This window comes from Acetobacter sp. AN02, from assembly GCF_029759835.1.
In the GTDB taxonomy this organism is placed as follows: Bacteria; Pseudomonadota; Alphaproteobacteria; order Acetobacterales; family Acetobacteraceae; genus Acetobacter.
This window is the reverse complement of record NZ_JAJJND010000021.1, coordinates 1-14,952: the sequence shown is the minus strand read 5'-3', so window position 1 is coordinate 14,952 and position 14,952 is coordinate 1. Positions and strand designations below refer to the sequence as shown.

At 61.5% G+C, this 14,952-nt stretch carries 16 protein-coding genes; 6 read left to right on the top strand and 10 right to left on the bottom strand.

The window, feature by feature from the left end:
* The first annotated feature begins 6 nt into the window (after nucleotides 1-6).
* Nucleotides 7-216, top strand: a complete 210-nt coding sequence (locus LOC54_RS04200) for a hypothetical protein (RefSeq protein WP_279312579.1) — start codon at nucleotides 7-9, stop codon at nucleotides 214-216.
* Nucleotides 217-228: 12 nt separating this feature from the next.
* Here the strand turns inward: LOC54_RS04200 and gshB are convergent, their stop codons facing one another.
* The 8 genes from gshB to LOC54_RS04160 form a co-directional block, all read right to left on the bottom strand.
* Nucleotides 229-1,215, bottom strand: coding sequence for a glutathione synthase (gene gshB, locus LOC54_RS04195; protein WP_279312578.1), 987 nt, complete (start codon nucleotides 1,213-1,215; stop codon nucleotides 229-231).
* A 96-nt stretch (nucleotides 1,216-1,311) separates the two neighbouring features.
* A complete protein-coding gene (gene greB, locus LOC54_RS04190; RefSeq protein ID WP_279312577.1) occupies nucleotides 1,312-1,806 on the bottom strand; it encodes a transcription elongation factor GreB in 495 nt (164 codons plus the stop codon).
* A 33-nt stretch (nucleotides 1,807-1,839) separates the two neighbouring features.
* A complete protein-coding gene (gene motA, locus LOC54_RS04185) occupies nucleotides 1,840-2,706 on the bottom strand; it encodes a flagellar motor stator protein MotA (RefSeq protein ID WP_279312576.1) in 867 nt (288 codons plus the stop codon).
* 27 nt (nucleotides 2,707-2,733) lie between these two features.
* Nucleotides 2,734-3,846 (bottom strand): flagellar motor protein MotB, encoded by a 1,113-nt coding sequence (locus LOC54_RS04180; protein WP_279312575.1) that lies wholly within the window; start codon nucleotides 3,844-3,846, stop codon nucleotides 2,734-2,736.
* A 50-nt stretch (nucleotides 3,847-3,896) separates the two neighbouring features.
* A complete protein-coding gene (locus LOC54_RS04175) occupies nucleotides 3,897-5,369 on the bottom strand; it encodes a glycosyltransferase family 39 protein (RefSeq protein WP_279312574.1) in 1,473 nt (490 codons plus the stop codon).
* Entirely contained in the window at nucleotides 5,366-6,472 is a 1,107-nt protein-coding gene (locus LOC54_RS04170) for a glycosyltransferase (RefSeq protein WP_279312573.1), read from the bottom strand. The genes LOC54_RS04175 and LOC54_RS04170 overlap by 4 nt, the downstream gene beginning before the upstream one ends.
* Entirely contained in the window at nucleotides 6,469-6,948 is a 480-nt protein-coding gene (locus LOC54_RS04165; RefSeq protein ID WP_279312572.1) for an Lrp/AsnC family transcriptional regulator, read from the bottom strand. Before LOC54_RS04165 ends, LOC54_RS04170 begins: the two co-directional genes overlap by 4 nt.
* A gap of 126 nt (nucleotides 6,949-7,074) precedes the next feature.
* Nucleotides 7,075-7,911 carry an alpha/beta hydrolase gene (locus tag LOC54_RS04160; RefSeq protein ID WP_279312571.1) on the bottom strand — a complete coding sequence of 279 codons (837 nt, stop codon included), beginning with the start codon at nucleotides 7,909-7,911 and terminating at the stop codon, nucleotides 7,075-7,077.
* 279 nt (nucleotides 7,912-8,190) lie between these two features.
* Between LOC54_RS04160 and trxB the strand changes: the two genes are divergently transcribed.
* Together trxB and LOC54_RS04150 are read left to right on the top strand one after the other, a co-directional pair.
* On the top strand, nucleotides 8,191-9,144 hold the full coding sequence (gene trxB / locus LOC54_RS04155; protein ID WP_279312570.1) for a thioredoxin-disulfide reductase: 954 nt from the start codon (nucleotides 8,191-8,193) through the stop codon (nucleotides 9,142-9,144).
* Nucleotides 9,145-9,351: 207 nt separating this feature from the next.
* The gene (locus LOC54_RS04150; RefSeq protein WP_279312599.1) at nucleotides 9,352-10,236 is read left to right on the top strand and encodes a LysR family transcriptional regulator; all 885 of its coding nucleotides are present in this window, start codon (nucleotides 9,352-9,354) and stop codon (nucleotides 10,234-10,236) included.
* Between the two features lie 122 nt (nucleotides 10,237-10,358).
* Here LOC54_RS04150 and LOC54_RS04145 read toward each other — a convergent pair whose 3' ends face one another.
* Both LOC54_RS04145 and LOC54_RS04140 read right to left on the bottom strand, forming a co-directional pair.
* Nucleotides 10,359-11,270, bottom strand: a complete 912-nt coding sequence (locus LOC54_RS04145) for a J domain-containing protein (RefSeq protein ID WP_279312569.1) — start codon at nucleotides 11,268-11,270, stop codon at nucleotides 10,359-10,361.
* Nucleotides 11,267-11,443 (bottom strand): hypothetical protein, encoded by a 177-nt coding sequence (locus LOC54_RS04140; RefSeq protein WP_279312568.1) that lies wholly within the window; start codon nucleotides 11,441-11,443, stop codon nucleotides 11,267-11,269. Before LOC54_RS04140 ends, LOC54_RS04145 begins: the two co-directional genes overlap by 4 nt.
* 152 nt (nucleotides 11,444-11,595) lie before the next feature.
* Between LOC54_RS04140 and LOC54_RS04135 the strand changes: the two genes are divergently transcribed.
* From LOC54_RS04135 to LOC54_RS04125, 3 genes are all read left to right on the top strand, one after another.
* Nucleotides 11,596-13,302 carry a Na+/H+ antiporter gene (locus tag LOC54_RS04135; protein ID WP_279312567.1) on the top strand — a complete coding sequence of 569 codons (1,707 nt, stop codon included), beginning with the start codon at nucleotides 11,596-11,598 and terminating at the stop codon, nucleotides 13,300-13,302.
* Between the two features lies 1 nt (nucleotide 13,303).
* Entirely contained in the window at nucleotides 13,304-14,419 is a 1,116-nt protein-coding gene (locus tag LOC54_RS04130) for a metallophosphoesterase (RefSeq protein WP_279312566.1), read from the top strand.
* Nucleotides 14,420-14,487: 68 nt separating this feature from the next.
* Nucleotides 14,488-14,952 (top strand): hypothetical protein (locus tag LOC54_RS04125; protein ID WP_279312565.1); only part of this gene is annotated, 465 nt, incomplete at its 3' end.

Sequence of the window (14,952 nt, the reverse complement as noted above, 5' to 3'; positions counted from 1 at the left end):
GAAAAAATGTCCTGGCTCGAGCTCCTTCTCATCCTGCTGTGCATTATCGTGTGGCCGGCCATCCCGTTCTTCTTCTGGCGGGCGGAGATAAACGGGTGGTTTGCCAACCGTTTCCGGAAGCATAACTCCATGCCGCCGCCGGAGAACATGCCTCCCGAAACCATCACCCCGGAGGATCTTTTCCGCCGTCCTCCGCCAAAAAAGACGCAGGACTGAGCCGCGCCCGGCTCAGAGATGTCCCTCGATTGCGTCCCACAGTTCCGCAGCCGGTCTGGAACCGTCAAAGCGGGCCAGTTCCTGCAGACCGGTCGGTGAGGTGACGTTGATTTCGGTCAGCCAGTCTCCGATGACGTCGATTCCCACAAAAATCAGGCCGTTATCACGCAGGGCCGGTGCGATGGCCTCGCATATCTCCTGATCGCGCTTTGTCAGTCCTGCCTTTTCCGCGCGTCCTCCGACATGCATGTTGGAGCGGGCTTCTCCTGCGGCCGGGACGCGGTTGATCGCACCGATCGGGCGGCCGTCGCTGAGGATGATCCGTTTATCGCCAGTCTGCACGGCCGGTTCAAATTTCTGGATCATCAGCGGCTCGCGGGAGCGGGCGAAATGCATTTCCAGCAGGGCGTTGAAGTTCGGGTCGTCTTCCCGGATGCGGAACACGCCGCTGCCGCCGTTTCCGAAAAGCGGCTTGATGACGATATCTTTCCACTGACGGCGGAATTCTCCGATCTCCCGCACATCCCAGGTGACCAGGGTGGGCGGCATCAGTTCGGGATAGTGGGTGACCAGAAGTTTTTCCGGCGCGTCACGCACTGCACGGGGGTTGTTGACCACCAGTGCCCGGCCCGGTCCCGTGCCATGAACATGCTCCAGGAGATGGGTGCCGGTGATGTAGGCCATGTCGAAGGGCGGGTCCTGGCGCATCAGGATCACGTCCATATCGCCCAGATCGACGCGCTCGGGCTCTCCGAACAATGCGTGATTACCCTGGACGCGCTGCACTTTTACGGGGCGGACCTGTGCGGTCAGGCGCTGGCGCCGTCCGCCGTCAGGCTGCTGCGTGCCTTCCCTGAGGGCGAGGCTCTCGACCTGATAGACGAACAGGCTGTGTCCGCGCTCCTGTGCCTCGAGCATCATGGCGAAGGTTGAATCTCCGCTGATGCTGATTCCCTCAAGCGGATCCATCTGAACCGCGACACGGATGGAAGAAGCCATGTGAACACTCCTGACACTGCCTGTCCGGTCTGGTTCCGGAAAGAGATCTCAGGGTTTTAAAGCAGTTTCACGTCATGGCAAACGCGAAGGGGATGCTCAGGCTTCCGGATAGGAAATCTTCAGGATTTCAACCGCTGTATTGCCCCCGGGCGTCACCAGATGAAGTTCCTCACCCACGCGACGGCCCATCAGGGCACGGGCGGCCGGGGCCAGGAGGCTGATCTCTCCGCGGCTGATATCGGCCTCATCCGCGCCGATGATCGTTACGGTTGTTTCCCGGTCGTCCTCGTCCGCATAGGTGACGGTTGCACCGAAGAAGACCTGATTGCGCCGGGGCTGGTCTGCCGGTCTGACCTCGATGGCCTGTTCGATGCGTCCGGTCAGGAAGCGGATGCGCCTGTCGATCTCCCGCAGGCGCTTTTTTCCGTAGATATAATCACCGTTTTCCGAGCGGTCTCCGTTGCCTGCGGCCCAGGAGACGATTTCGACGACGACCGGGCGCGTCTTTTTCAGAAGCTCCTGCAGTTCCTCCCGCATGGCCTGAAGCCCGGTCGGGGTGATGTATCTGTGCAGATCCGGAGCACCCGTCATGGAGATACGCTGACCGTTCAGGCTGTGGGGGGATCAGCCTATTGCCAGCTGGCTGATCGCGGTGTCAACGTCCTCGAAGCTTGGCATGATGTGTCCGGGAATGTCCTTCCGTCCGATTTCCACGCTGACCTGCGGCACGTTGCCCTGCAGATGCGCCACGAGCACGGCGCGGATCAGATCGTAATAATGCGCGTCTTCCTCGACCACTGTTCTGATGCGTGTGGCGATCGGTCCGACGAGACCATAGGCGAGCAGCACGCCGAGAAATGTTCCGACCAGAGCGCCGGAGATCATCTCACCCAGCACTTCGGGCGGTTTGGAGATGGATCCCATCGTCTTGATCACGCCCAGAACGGCGGCCACGATTCCCAGAGCCGGGAGACCATCGGCGAGGGACTGCAGGCCGTGTGCGATATGCAGATCCTCGTGCAGGTTCTTCCTGAGTTCCCTGCTCATCACCTCATCCATCTGGAAGGCGTCATCCGCATTCATGGACACCATGCGGAAATAGTCGCAGATCAGGGAGCGGACGCGCTCATTATCGCGGATCTTCGGATAGGCGGCAAAAGCCGGGCTTTCCATCGGGGTCTCGACATGCGGCTCCAGAGCCGTGGCGCCCTGGGTCTGGCAGAGCCGGGACAGGAAGAACAGCAGGCAGAGCAGATCGGTATAGTCCGACTTGCTGAATTCCGGCCCCTTGAGCGCCGTCTTGAAGGCTCCGCCAACATGCTTGAGATCGTCTTTCGAGTTCGCCATCAGAAAGGTGCCGATACCGGCGCCCAGAATGGTGATCAGCTCGAACGGCATGGAAATGATCAGCGGTCCGATCGCACCGCCCGACGCCACGAAGCAGCCGAACACACAGACCAGAAGAAACCCGAAACCACCAATAACCAGCATCAGATATTTTCTCCGTTAAAGATCGTGTCAATGCGATTCATTTTTTTCCGCCTTCCTGGCATCCGTTTCATCCTTCGCGGTATTCTGTGCAGCCGGAGGTGGAAATTTTCTGTGAAGAACGAGAACGATCCGGCGATTTCCTGCGGCGGCCGGATTGTCGGGCACGGCAAGCGACGTGTCGGCCTTGCCGGACACGCTCTGCAGCCGGTCTTCGGGAAAGCCCTGACCGGACAGTTCCGCGCGTGCGGCATCCGCGCGCTGGGAGGACAGGGTCCAGTTGGAGGAGCGGTTCTTTTTCCAGGTTGCGCTGTCGGTATAGCCGTCGATGGACAGCTTTCCCGGGAGCGCCATGAGATAGGGCACGATCACCTTCATCAGCGCCTGGGCACGCGTGTTGAGGCGGGATGATCCGTTCTCGAACATCGGCTGCGCGTCGCTTTCCGCCAGCGAAATCTCAAGCCCCTCCGGTATGACCTGCACGGAAACATTGCCTGAATTTCCTGCGGCTTTCTCGATCGCATCTTTCTGACGGATCAGATTTTCCTGTTCCTTGAGAGCGGCTTCATGACTGCCCTCTCCGATCAGTTTCTGCGAGGATTCCTTGTCTCCGCCGACGGGCACGATGCGGGCGACATCCGGCTGTTCCGTCACCTCCCGGCCCGGGGACCGGTCCGGATAGGCCGGATCGGGCGTGCGGTAGATGCCGGACAGGCTGGTGTCATCTCCGCTGCCGCCCTGTTTCTGATCCGACAGAGCCGCGACATCCGGACCGAAGCCGCCGACCTTGTGATAGGGGGAGAGGAGCGTGCTTCCGGTATCGGAAAACTGCTTGTTGTCACCCATCTGTTTCGCGACGCCGGATTCCGTCGTGGCGGGTCTGTTCGAGACCGACGGGATGACCGGGGAGGCAACCGGCGCGAAGAGCGAGTTCTCCATGGGGTTGAAGAATTTCGCGATTCCCTTGCGCCGCTCTTCCGTGGTGGCGTTGATCAGCCACATCACCAGGAAGAACGCCATCATTGCCGTCACGAAATCAGCATATGCGATCTTCCACGCACCGCCGTGATGCCCGCCACCCTCTCCGCCTGAGCGGCGGACAATCACGATTTTCCGTGCGTTATCGCCGTTTTTCTTCGCCATCGACCTCTCCAAAGACAGGCCTATCGTCCGCGAAGCACCTTAAAACCCGCTTAATATCCGGGGGGCAAAATCACTCCCTGCGGAATTCGCTGCTCTGCGGCCGGGCAGATCAGGCGGTACAGCCGGTATTTTTCCGCCTCCCTGCCGCCTCTGGCCCGGGTTATCTCCTGCGGTTCCGTCACGACCCGGGCCGGGGAAACCTCCGGGGCATCACGCCGCCGCGTGCTGCGCAGAAGATAGACCGGAGTGGCAGGACGGCAGATGAATGCCGGAAACTGCAGATATTCCCAGCGGGGATCGATACCTGCGATATGTCTGCCCGGCAGTCTGAAGGCCAGTTCCGAGGCCAGACCGTATTCATCTGCCACGATGACGGCCTCCGGATCGGGGACAAGGCGGTTCAGATCCGAGGCGAGCCCGGCCCAGCCGCCGCCCTGGCGCAGGGTGATATCGAAATGCCTGTTCAGGGGAAGCATGCCGGTTGCGGCCTGCAGCAGCACGAGCACGCCGAGCGCGAATCCGGAGAGGGCCGCCGTGCGCCACCAGGACAGACCCGCGCGGACTGCGGCTATGGCGAGGAAGGGATAGAGCAGGACCGGCCAGTTGGCCTGCACCCTGTCCCCGAGGGCATGCTGCACGAAGACAAGCAGCGGCAGCAGCGTCACGCACAGGAGCAGCCGCGATACATCCGTCCGCGTGCGGATCATCGCCACGAGGCCTGCGACGAAAAAGACAAAGATCAGGGGGGTTGCGAGGCCGATCTGTCCTCCGGCCAGTTCGGACAGGAACTGTCCCGCCCGTGCCGGATGCCAGTCCCCTGCCCGGCCGCCCTGCTTGAGGAAGCTGACCCAGCCATGCCCTGCGTTCCACAGGAGCACCGGCGCTGTCAGGAGGGCGGCAAGCCCCAGTCCGGCCCAGGGCCAGACCGTGCAGAGATGCTTTCGTCCTGTCCGGGTGATCAGCGCCCACAGACCAAGCCCCGCCACGGGCAGCAGCATTGTATATTTGCTGTCGAAACCTGCGCCTGCGGCCAGACCGGCTAGCAGCCACCAGCGGGAGCGTTCCGTTGTTGCGATATGTGCACAGGCAAGCGCGAACAGCGTGACGAAAAACAGCAGCGGCGTATCGGGCGTCATCAGCGTGCTGCCCAGTCCGAGAGCCAGCGTGCCGTTCAGCAGGGCTGCGGCCCGGATACTCCGCTCCTCCTGCCCCGTGCCGGGGAAGAATCTCCTGACGGCGGCCATGACCAGTAATGTTCCGGCAAAGGCCGAGAGCGGACCGCCCAGGCGCACGCCGAGCGCCGTATCGCCGCAGAGCAGGCTTCCGGCTCGGATCCACAGGGCCACCATGAAGGGATGGTCCTGATATCCGCCCTGCAGAGACTGTGCCCAGGTGCGGTAATATGCCTCATCCGGCGTGAGCGGCAGGACGGCGGCGGCCAGGAGCCGCGCCAGCAGCAGGCCCGTCAGGATCATCAGGACCGCGCGGTCCGGAGAAGGGCGCGGAGATGTCCTGCCGTTCATTTCATGCGCCAGATCAGGACGGAGGAGACGGCATAGTTCCACACGACGCCCGCCAGTGCGCCTGCGGCCCGTGCACGGTGCCAGTGTCCTGCCTCTTCCGTGTAGAGCAGTCGGGAGACGCCGATATCGGAGGCCAGGCCCAGGGCGGAGACCAGCATGAAGCCGGCCAGACCGGCGAGAAATCTCACGCCTTTGAGCCGCCGGTCCCGGAAGGTGAAGGTGTTGTCCAGCAGGTAATTGCTCACCATTGCCGTGAGCGTGCCGCACAGCCGCGCCGGTGCCAGTGCCATGCCTGCCGCGTTCAGGCATGACATCACGCCCAGGTTCACGCCGATTCCGACCGCGCCGACCGTGGCGAAGGTCAGGAAGCGGACCGGCAGCCAGCCCCTGAAGATCCGGTCCGTGAAGAGTCCGAGGAACTGGAACAGCACCAGAATATCCAGTTTGCTCTCTCCGGCGAGGCGCGGCCGGAACACGCAGGGAATTTCCCTCACGGCGGGAGCGGCCGGGGCGGAGAGGATCACGTCCAGGAGAATCTTGAATCCCTGGCCGGACAGGCGCGGGGCGACCGCGTCGAAAAAGGACTGCCGCAGCACGAAGAATCCGCTCATCGGATCATTGAGCTGCACCGGGAGGAAAAACCGTGCGAGCCGGATGCCTGAGTCGGAGAGCATGTGCCGCCAGGCTCCGGCGAGGCCCGCATTATCCCCGCCTTCGACATGGCGGCTGCCGACTGCGATATCACAGCTTCCCGAGGCGACCGCGTCGATCATCGTCCCGAGCCGGGTTTCGTCGTGCTGGAGATCTCCGTCCATCACGGCGATGAACTCTGCCGAGGAAGACAGCGCGCCTTCGATCACGGCGCCGGACAGCCCCCGGCGTCCGATACGCCGGAGGCCGCGCACGCGTGCATCCGACCGCGCCAGATCCCGGATTTCAGAGATTGTCCCGTCCGGGGAGTTGTCATCGACGAACACCACCTCCCAGGAGCGGCCGTCCAGCGCCTTCTCAAGCTCCTGCACGAGAGGCCGTATGTTCACGGCCTCCCGGAAGACGGGCACGACGATCGTGATCTGAGGAGAGACGGCCTCCGTCCCGTTCACGGCAGCGGGCCGGGGCGCTGCAGGCTGGTGCGGATGGTCTGCAGTGTCTGGACACGCACCACGTGTGCCGCTTCGGTCAGGCGGCGGGTCAGTTCATTTTCCTGAGCCGAATCCCGCGCGGCGAGGCGGACGAGAAAATCTCCGCCGCCTCTGATCATGTGGCATTCGATGGTTTCCGGCCAGGAGGCGACCATCTGCTCGAACGCGGACAGCACGCCTTCCTTCTGACTTTCCAGTCCGATCAGCGCGAAAAGCGTGATCGGCATCCCGAGTGCTGCGGGATCGATATCGGCGTGGCAGCCGCGGATGACGCCCGCTTCTTCCAGGCGACGGACACGACGCAGGCAGGGCGGCGGAGAAATCCCCGCCCGCCGGGCAAGCTCCACATTCGTTATACGGCCATCTTCCTGCAGTTCCGCAAGAATCCGCCGGTCAACCGCGTCCAGTTCCGTCACGTCCGACCTCTGTTCTGACATGCACGATCCCGGGATATCACACCGGCCGGTCCGTACCTGCGGAGATATAGGGCAATCGCAGACGGCGTGCAAAAGGGGCGCGGCGCCTGCTCCGGGGAGCGGGCTGCCGCACTCCGCGGGGTGGAATCAGCCGGTGATGAAGGCGAGGATATCCCGGTTGATGACATCGGCATGTGTCGTGTGCATTCCGTGGGGATATCCGGGATATATCTTCAGCGTGCTGTTGCTGAGCAGCCTGTCCTGCAGAAGGGCCGCGTTTTTATAGGGCACGACCTGGTCGTCATCTCCCTGCAGGACCAGCACCGGCACCGTGATGGCTTTCAGATCTTCTGTCTGATCGGTTTCCGAGAAGGCGCGGATACCTTCGTACTGTGCCTTTGCGCTGCCGGCCATGCCCTGACGCCACCAGTTGCGGATCGTCCCTTCGGACACGTCCGCGTCCTTGCGGTTGAAGCCGTAGAAGGGACCGCTGGCGACATCGAGGAAGAACTGCGCGCGGCTGTCGGCCAGACCGGCGCGCAGTCCGTCGAGTATTTCAATCGGGGCTCCTTCAGGGCTGCGTTCCGTGCGGACCATCAGCGGCGGGACCGAGCTGATCAGAACGGCCATGGCCACGCGTCCCTGTGGCTGCCCGTACTGCGCGACGTAGCGGGCGACCTGTCCGCCTCCGGTGGAGTGCCCGATATGAACTGCATTCCTGAGATCCAGATGTTCGGCGACGGCGGATGCATCGGCTGCATAATGATCCATATCGTGCCCTTCGCTCACCTGGGCGGAGCGTCCGTGGCCTCTGCGGTCATGCGCGATCACGCGGTAGCCCTTATCCAGGAAGAACAGCATCTGCGCGTCCCAGTCATCGGCGCTGAGCGGCCATCCGTGATGGAAGACGATCGGGCGGGCCTCTTCCGGGCCCCAGTCCTTGTAGAAAATCTCCGTTCCGTCGGATGTCGTGATGAATGGCATCTCATGTCTCCTTATCTGTCGGCAGGGGTATGATTCAGACGCTGTCCCGAAAGGAAAGTTCGGATTCAGGGGGGGGATTTTATTCCCTCTCTGGCGACGGAGAGCGGGCTGACGGGCGGGGCGGAGGAATATGTATGTCCGTTCGCGCTGAGGTATATCCGCGGCTTTCAGGTCCACGTTCTTCCGGGCGGCGGATCAGGCCTCTCCCTTGTGCAAACTCCCCTGCGGCGTCATATCCGCACTCACATCATATGTTTCAGATCACGGGAGGGCCGCCGGATGGGCCAGACACATACAACCGATCTTCTGATTATCGGCGCGGGTCCGGCCGGATATACCGCTGCGATCTATGCCGCGCGCGCTAATCTCTCCCCTGTTCTGATTGCCGGAATGCAGCCGGGCGGGCAGCTGATGATCACCACCGATGTCGAGAACTATCCGGGTTTTGCCAGCGCCGTGCAGGGGCCGTGGCTGATGGAGCAGATGTCGGCCCAGGCGGAGCATGTCGGCACGAAAATCGTCTATGATCTGGTGACAACGGTGGATTTCACCTCCGGGGCGCCGTTCCGGATCGAAACCGATGGCGGGGATACCTGGATGGCCCGTTCGGTGATCATTGCCACCGGCGCGCAGGCCCGCTGGCTTGGTCTGCCGAACGAGAAGCGGCTTCAGGGTGCGGGCGTGTCCGCCTGCGCGACCTGCGACGGGTTCTTTTTCCGTGGCAAAAAGGTGGTCGTGATCGGCGGTGGTAATACAGCCGTTGAGGAGGCGCTTTACCTTACGCATCACGCGGATCATGTCACGCTGATCCATCGCCGTGACACGCTGCGTTCGGAAAAAATCCTGCAGGACCGTCTTGCGGCCAATCCGAAAGCGTCCGTGCTGTGGAACAAGGTTGTGACGGATGTACTGTCCGGCGGGACGCCTGAGGCCGTGACCGGTGTGGAGCTGCGCGATACCGTCACGGGAGAAAGTTCCGTGCTGGAGACCGACGGCGTGTTCGTCGCGATCGGCCATGCTCCCACGACGGAGCTTTTCCGCGGACAGATCACCCTGGATGCGGAGGGGTATATCGTGACGCAGCCCGGGACCCCGCGCACATCCGTTCCGGGTGTTTTTGCCGCGGGAGACGTGCAGGACAAGGTGTATCGTCAGGCTGTCACGGCGGCCGGAACCGGGTGCATGGCCGCGCTTGATGCGGAGCGTTTCCTCGCCGGGCTTCTGCACGGCTGAGCCGGGTGCGGGTCATTCCGCACAGTTTATATCGCTTATCTGCGCTTTACCGGGTCAGGGTAACTTGACCTGAATCAAGACATCCTGCACGTCTTGCAGAAGTTCTGTGCCACCGCGTTACGTGCATGTCGGGAGCCCGTCCGGATGCATCTGCTGCATGGCATGTCCGGGGGAAGTAACATGGGTGCATCGGGGGATGGTCATCAGGTGGACTGGGATAAGCTGCGTATTTTTCACGCCGTTGCCGAAGCGGGCTCCTTCACGCATGCCGGTGACTCACTCAATCTGAGCCAGTCTGCCGTCTCCCGGCAGATTTCCGCGCTGGAAGACGCGCTTCAGGTGCCTCTTTTCCACCGTCATGCCCGCGGGCTTATCCTGACGGAGCAGGGAGAGACCCTGAACCAGACGGTCCGGGAAGTCTTTGCCAAGCTGGAAGTGACGCAGACTCTTCTGACGGAGAGCAAGGAGCGCGCGGCGGGGCGGCTTCGTGTCACGACCACGACGGGTTTCGGAAGCTGCTGGCTGATGCCCCGGATGCACAAATTCATGGATATGCATCCGGACATCTCGATCACACTGATCCTGGAAGACAATGATCTTGATCTGAGCATGCGCGAGGCGGATGTTGCCGTGCGGATGCATGCACCGCGCCAGCCGGATCTGATCCAGCGCCATCTGTCGGACTTCCCGCTCGCGGTCTATGCCGCGCCGTCCTACATTGAGAAACACGGTGCGCCGCAGAGCTGTGAGGAGCTGGAGGGCCATACGTTCGTGGCGTTCGGCGGCTATCACCCTCCGGTACCGCATATCAACTGGCTGCTCGAGACCGGGATGCCGGAAAATACGCGCCGTGCTGCGCGTCTTGAGGTGAACAGCATGGCCGCCATGGCCGATGCCATCGCTGCCGGTCTGGGGATCGGTTCGATTCCCGGTTATGCCGCACAGGAATATCCGGAGCTGGTCAAAATCCTCGACACGGTTCCGCCGCCGTCCGTAGAGGCCTATTTCGTCTATCCGGAGGAGCTGCGGAGTTCCAAGCGGGTTTCCGTTTTCCGGGATTTCCTGACTGCGGAAATGGGTCTGCGCAGCTGATCTGAAACGGATCTCATACTTCCTGCGCTGCCGGGCAGACCGGCACCGGGAGTATGGCCGTTTTATGGAGTATGGCCGTTTTATATTGAGGAACGGGAGGCGGCCCTCCCTTCCGTCCTTCTTCAGGCGGTTTTCTCTCCGGCGGGATCCCAGGTCTTCAGGAACGCTCTGAGGGCTTCATCCGGTCTGCCGAGTGTTACTTCCAGCGTGACGTACAGGTTTCCGGCCTCATGCTTCCCGTGTGCCGGGACGCCCTTGCCGCGCAGGCGCAGCACGGAGCCGGTGTCCGATCCTTCCGGAACATTCATCTTCACGGCACCCGAGGGCGTGGGAACCGTGATCGGCCCGCCCAGTACCGCTGTTTTCAGTCCGACGGGCAGACGGGTCCGCAGATCCTGGCCTTCGCGTGTCCAGTTCCGGTCCGGCATGACCGTGACGGTGATCAGCGCGTCTCCGGCCGGGCCGCCGCGCATCCCCGGCTCTCCTTTCCCGCGCAGGCGCAGGGTTCTGCCGTCTTCCGTGCCGGGCGGAATTTTCACATCCAGCGTGGCGCCGCCGGGCAGGCTGACCCTTGTCGTGGTGCCGTTGACGGCGTCCATGAAGCTGATGCTGATCTGATACGGTCGGTCCGCGCCGCGCTCCGGTCCGCCCTGACGGCGTCCTGCGTTGCGTCCGAACATGCCGTTGAGGATATCGCTCAGATCGTCCTGGGAAAATCCGCCACCCGAGCTGCCGCCTCCGGCGCGGAAGCCGCCGAACCCGCCCCCGAAACCGCCTGTGCCCGCTCCGGCGAAAGGACCGCGTTCCTGGCCGGATTCATCGATCTCTCCACGGTCGAACCGCCCCCGGCGTTCCTCATCGGACAGGATATCATTCGCGGTGTTCAGTTCCTTGAATTTTTCCTCTGCCTCCTTGTTGCCCGGATTGAGATCCGGGTGCCATTTCCTGGCCTGATTACGGTAGGCCTTACGAATCTCGTCCTGACTGGCCGATCGTCCGACACCGAGAATGTCGTACGGATTCCGGGCGCTCATCCTTCGTCTCCCGGCACGCTCTCGGCTGCGACCTGCGGTCCGAAATCCATCGTATCAAGAAGCGAGAGCAGGACGGCGACGGAGACGTCCGGGGTAATTCCGGCGGCTGCGGCGTCGCTGACCAGCTTTTTCAGGCCCGGTTTCAGAAAATCTTCTGCCGGTGTTGCTGTCATAAATGTTACTCCTCTGGACCGGCATGGCTGACTGTCGTGCAGGGCCGGTCCGATTTTTTACGTTGAGCACGCGTTCTATAAATAATAGGAACCCGGACGAAACGGTTCAATGAGACGGGTCCGGGGAATATGACGCAGGAAGACGGAAAAAGATGAACGAAACGCTTCTGGCGCTCTCCCTCCTGGCTGTCACCGGGCTGACGGGCGTTGCGGCCCGGCTTCTGAAGCTGCGGGTTCCGATGCCTCTGCTGCAGATCGCGGCGGGGACTGTCGCGAGTCTGGCGGGGCTGCATGTGGGGCTCGACAGCGAACTGTTCCTGCTTCTCTTCATCCCTCCGCTTCTGTTTCTTGATGCCTATCGTATTCCCATGCGTGAGTTCGGGGAGCTGCGCGGCATCATCATCACCATGGCCGTGGGGCTTGTCATTCTCAGTGCCATCGGCGGCGGGTATTTCCTCCACTGGCTGATGCCTCCCGTTTCCCTGGCCGCGGCCGTTGCGCTGAGCAGTGCCATCTCTCCGACGGATGCCGTTTCTGTCGGCGGGATTCTGGGCGGGCGTGCACCGGCACGGCTGACGCATATCCTGCGCGGGGAGGCTCTTCTGAACGATGCCTCCGGCCTTGTCTGCTTCAAATTTGCCGTGGCGGCCGCCACGACCGGCGTCTTCTCGCTGCGGGAGGCGTCCGGTAATTTTCTCTGGGTTGCGCTTGGCGGGATCGCGGTTGGCATCATCGTATGCTGGGTCATCTCGCGCATCGAGGTCTGGATGCTTCATCATGGCTATGATGACCCGTCCAGCCACTCCCTGCTGGCCCTGATGATTCCCTTTGCCATCTATCTTGCTGCTGAATCGGTCGGGACGTCCGGCATTCTTGCCGTTGTTGCCGGAGGTGCCACGCTGCGGCTTTCAGGCGTGATGAACGAGACGCAGATCGAGACGCGGATGCGCGCCACCGTCATCTGGGACATGGTCTCCTTTACGCTCAACGGCCTTGTTTTCCTGATGCTTGGTCTGCAGCTTCCGGAGATGGTGCGGGAAGCCCAGGAGGTTTCCCATTCCTATGGCATGGGCCCGTGGGTGCTGCCGGTTGCCATGGTGGCCCTGCAGGTCGTGCTGATCCTGATCCGTCTTATCTGGGTCAGCGGTTCTTCCGTCGTCCGGCATCTTTACGCCCATATGCGTCACCGGCCTGCCATTCTGCCGACCTGGCGCGAGAAGCTGATCCTAGCTCTGGCCGGGCCGCACGGAACCATCACGCTGGCCGCCATTCTGACCCTGCCGCCGGCCACGGAGTTTCCGACGCGCACGCTGCTCGTCACGCTGGCTGCGGGTGTGATCATCTGCTCCCTGGTGTTTGCCAGCGTCACCCTTCCTGTCGTGCTCCGGCTGATCCCGATGGAGAACGGCACCAGCGATGCCCAGAAGGAGCTGGACAACACCCGTATCGTGCTTGTCAGATCCGCCATCTCAGCCCTTCAGGAGGAAGCCGCGCGGCAGCAGAACGAGGAGACGCCGGACGAGGCCGATAAGGCGCATGCCCATGCCATTCCGCTGCTTCTGCAGGAATATCAGGAGGCGCTTCAGGCTCTGGACAATCAGGCGGACGATATGGATCACCAGCGTTCCGGCGCCATCCGGAACAAGCGGGCGGAGCTTGCCATCCGTCTGCGCCTGCTTCGTGTCCAGCGTCGTGTCCTGCGGGATCTTCTGCATGACAGGGAGATCAATGATGAGACCGAGCGTCTTCTTTCCCTGCAGCTCGATCTGCACGAGCAGGAACTGAAAAACGAGGTTTCTGCCATGCCGCGCACGCCCGACGGTCTGCACGCATCGGATACGAACCTGAAAAACGCATGATATGCGGCGACTGATCTTTACACTGCCCTGTCTGTTCCTGATTCTCGACTGGCTCCTGCCACTGTCGTTTCCTATGGCCGTTGCGCTGCCCGCAGCCGTTGTGATGCTGGCCGCCTCACAATATTATTTCTGGAGCAGGCTTTCTTCCGGCTCCATGCTCAATCCGGAACTTCCCCGGCTGCTCATCATTTTTTTCAACTGGGCGCTGGGATGGATCTTTACCCTTACGCTGCTGCAGATTTGTCTTGATATCGCAGTTCTTCCTGTCGCGCTGGCGGAATGGAGACCGGTCTTCATTCCCTCCGTCCTGCGTGAAGCTGCGGGTCTGCTGGCCGGGCTGATCGCGGCGGTGAGCGTGAGGTCAGCCATCCGTGTTCCGCCGGTTCGCGACGTCAGCATTACGATCCCCGGTCTTGATCTCGCCTTTGACGGATATCGTCTGATCCAGCTTACGGATCTGCATCTCTCGCGTCTGTTTACTGCTTCCTGGGCCCGGAAGGTCGTGGAGCGTACGAATGCGGCCGGGGCGGATCTTATTGTCATCACCGGCGACTTTATCGATGGCCCCGTGAGCGCACGGGCAGAGGCTGTTGCGCCTCTGAAGAACCTGACGGCCCCGGACGGTGTTCTCGCCATACCGGGAAATCATGAATATCTGTCCGGTTATGGTTCATGGATACAGCATCTTTCCGGTCTGGGCCTGCATCTGCTCCTGAACGCGCATGAGACCATTACGCGGGGTGAGGCTCGTCTGGTGATTGCGGGCGTTACCGATCTTTCTGCCGCGCGCCATCATGAGGCTCCGCCTGATCTGGCGGCCGCGCTGGCGGGCCGTCCGGACAATGCGGCTGTCGTGCTTCTGGATCATCAGCCCCGCAATGCCCGGGCTGCTCCGGCGTATGGCGTTGCCCTGCAGCTTTCAGGGCATACGCACGGGGGCATGGTCCGGGGGCTCGACCGTATTGTTGCGCGCGCCAATAACGGGTTTGTCTCCGGGCGCTACAGTATTGGTGATATGACGCTTTATGTCAGTAACGGAACCGGTCTCTGGCCGGGTTTTGCACTGCGTCTTGGCGTTCCTTCGGAAATTACCCGGTTTCATCTGCTGGCGGGCTGATTTTTTCGAAAACAGTCCGCAGTCCTGTATAGAAAACCATACAGAATGCTTCCTGACCGGAAAATATTGTGGCACTGCAGAGTGATTATGTCTGCCCTGTCTGGTGGGGAGTATTCTTCATGTATCGTATTTTTTTTCAGGTCATGGTGTGTTTTCTGTCTCTGTGGGCAGTGCAGGCGAGAGCGGATTCTTCTCGTATGCTGACTGACGGGATGACTAAAATCACCCTTAACAAAGATGGTGTCAGGTACAGTCTTACGTTCATTCCTCCTTCACCCACTCCAGCCGGAGAACCTCCCCTCCTCAATACGGCAATTGTTTTTAAGCTGGAGAATGTTGGCTACCCATCTCTTGAAACACAAGGACAAGTTTTGGGCCAGCTACTGGATCAACTAAATACCAAAATTCCCCTTCCTCCTGAATTCCACGTCTTTTTCGGAGATACAAAAGAAACACTAGGTTCTGTTGACAAAAGATCTTCTCAGACTGGCTTGGACGTGATTCAACGCTGGTCTTTACGGAGACCTGTGGAT

What these genes read in the sequence shown, in the direction of transcription:
- LOC54_RS04200 (WP_279312579.1), top strand. Translation starts at nt 7, where the DNA reads ATGTCCTGGCTCGAGCTCCTTCTCATCCTGCTGTGCATTATCGTGTGG.
- gshB (WP_279312578.1), bottom strand. Translation starts at nt 1,215, where the DNA reads ATGGCTTCTTCCATCCGTGTCGCGGTTCAGATGGATCCGCTTGAGGGA.
- greB (WP_279312577.1), bottom strand. Translation starts at nt 1,806, where the DNA reads ATGACGGGTGCTCCGGATCTGCACAGATACATCACCCCGACCGGGCTT.
- motA (WP_279312576.1), bottom strand. Translation starts at nt 2,706, where the DNA reads ATGCTGGTTATTGGTGGTTTCGGGTTTCTTCTGGTCTGTGTGTTCGGC.
- LOC54_RS04180 (WP_279312575.1), bottom strand. Translation starts at nt 3,846, where the DNA reads ATGGCGAAGAAAAACGGCGATAACGCACGGAAAATCGTGATTGTCCGC.
- LOC54_RS04175 (WP_279312574.1), bottom strand. Translation starts at nt 5,369, where the DNA reads ATGAACGGCAGGACATCTCCGCGCCCTTCTCCGGACCGCGCGGTCCTG.
- LOC54_RS04165 (WP_279312572.1), bottom strand. Translation starts at nt 6,948, where the DNA reads ATGTCAGAACAGAGGTCGGACGTGACGGAACTGGACGCGGTTGACCGG.
- LOC54_RS04160 (WP_279312571.1), bottom strand. Translation starts at nt 7,911, where the DNA reads ATGCCATTCATCACGACATCCGACGGAACGGAGATTTTCTACAAGGAC.
- trxB (WP_279312570.1), top strand. Translation starts at nt 8,191, where the DNA reads ATGGGCCAGACACATACAACCGATCTTCTGATTATCGGCGCGGGTCCG.
- LOC54_RS04145 (WP_279312569.1), bottom strand. Translation starts at nt 11,270, where the DNA reads ATGAGCGCCCGGAATCCGTACGACATTCTCGGTGTCGGACGATCGGCC.
- LOC54_RS04140 (WP_279312568.1), bottom strand. Translation starts at nt 11,443, where the DNA reads ATGACAGCAACACCGGCAGAAGATTTTCTGAAACCGGGCCTGAAAAAG.
- LOC54_RS04135 (WP_279312567.1), top strand. Translation starts at nt 11,596, where the DNA reads ATGAACGAAACGCTTCTGGCGCTCTCCCTCCTGGCTGTCACCGGGCTG.
- LOC54_RS04130 (WP_279312566.1), top strand. Translation starts at nt 13,304, where the DNA reads ATGCGGCGACTGATCTTTACACTGCCCTGTCTGTTCCTGATTCTCGAC.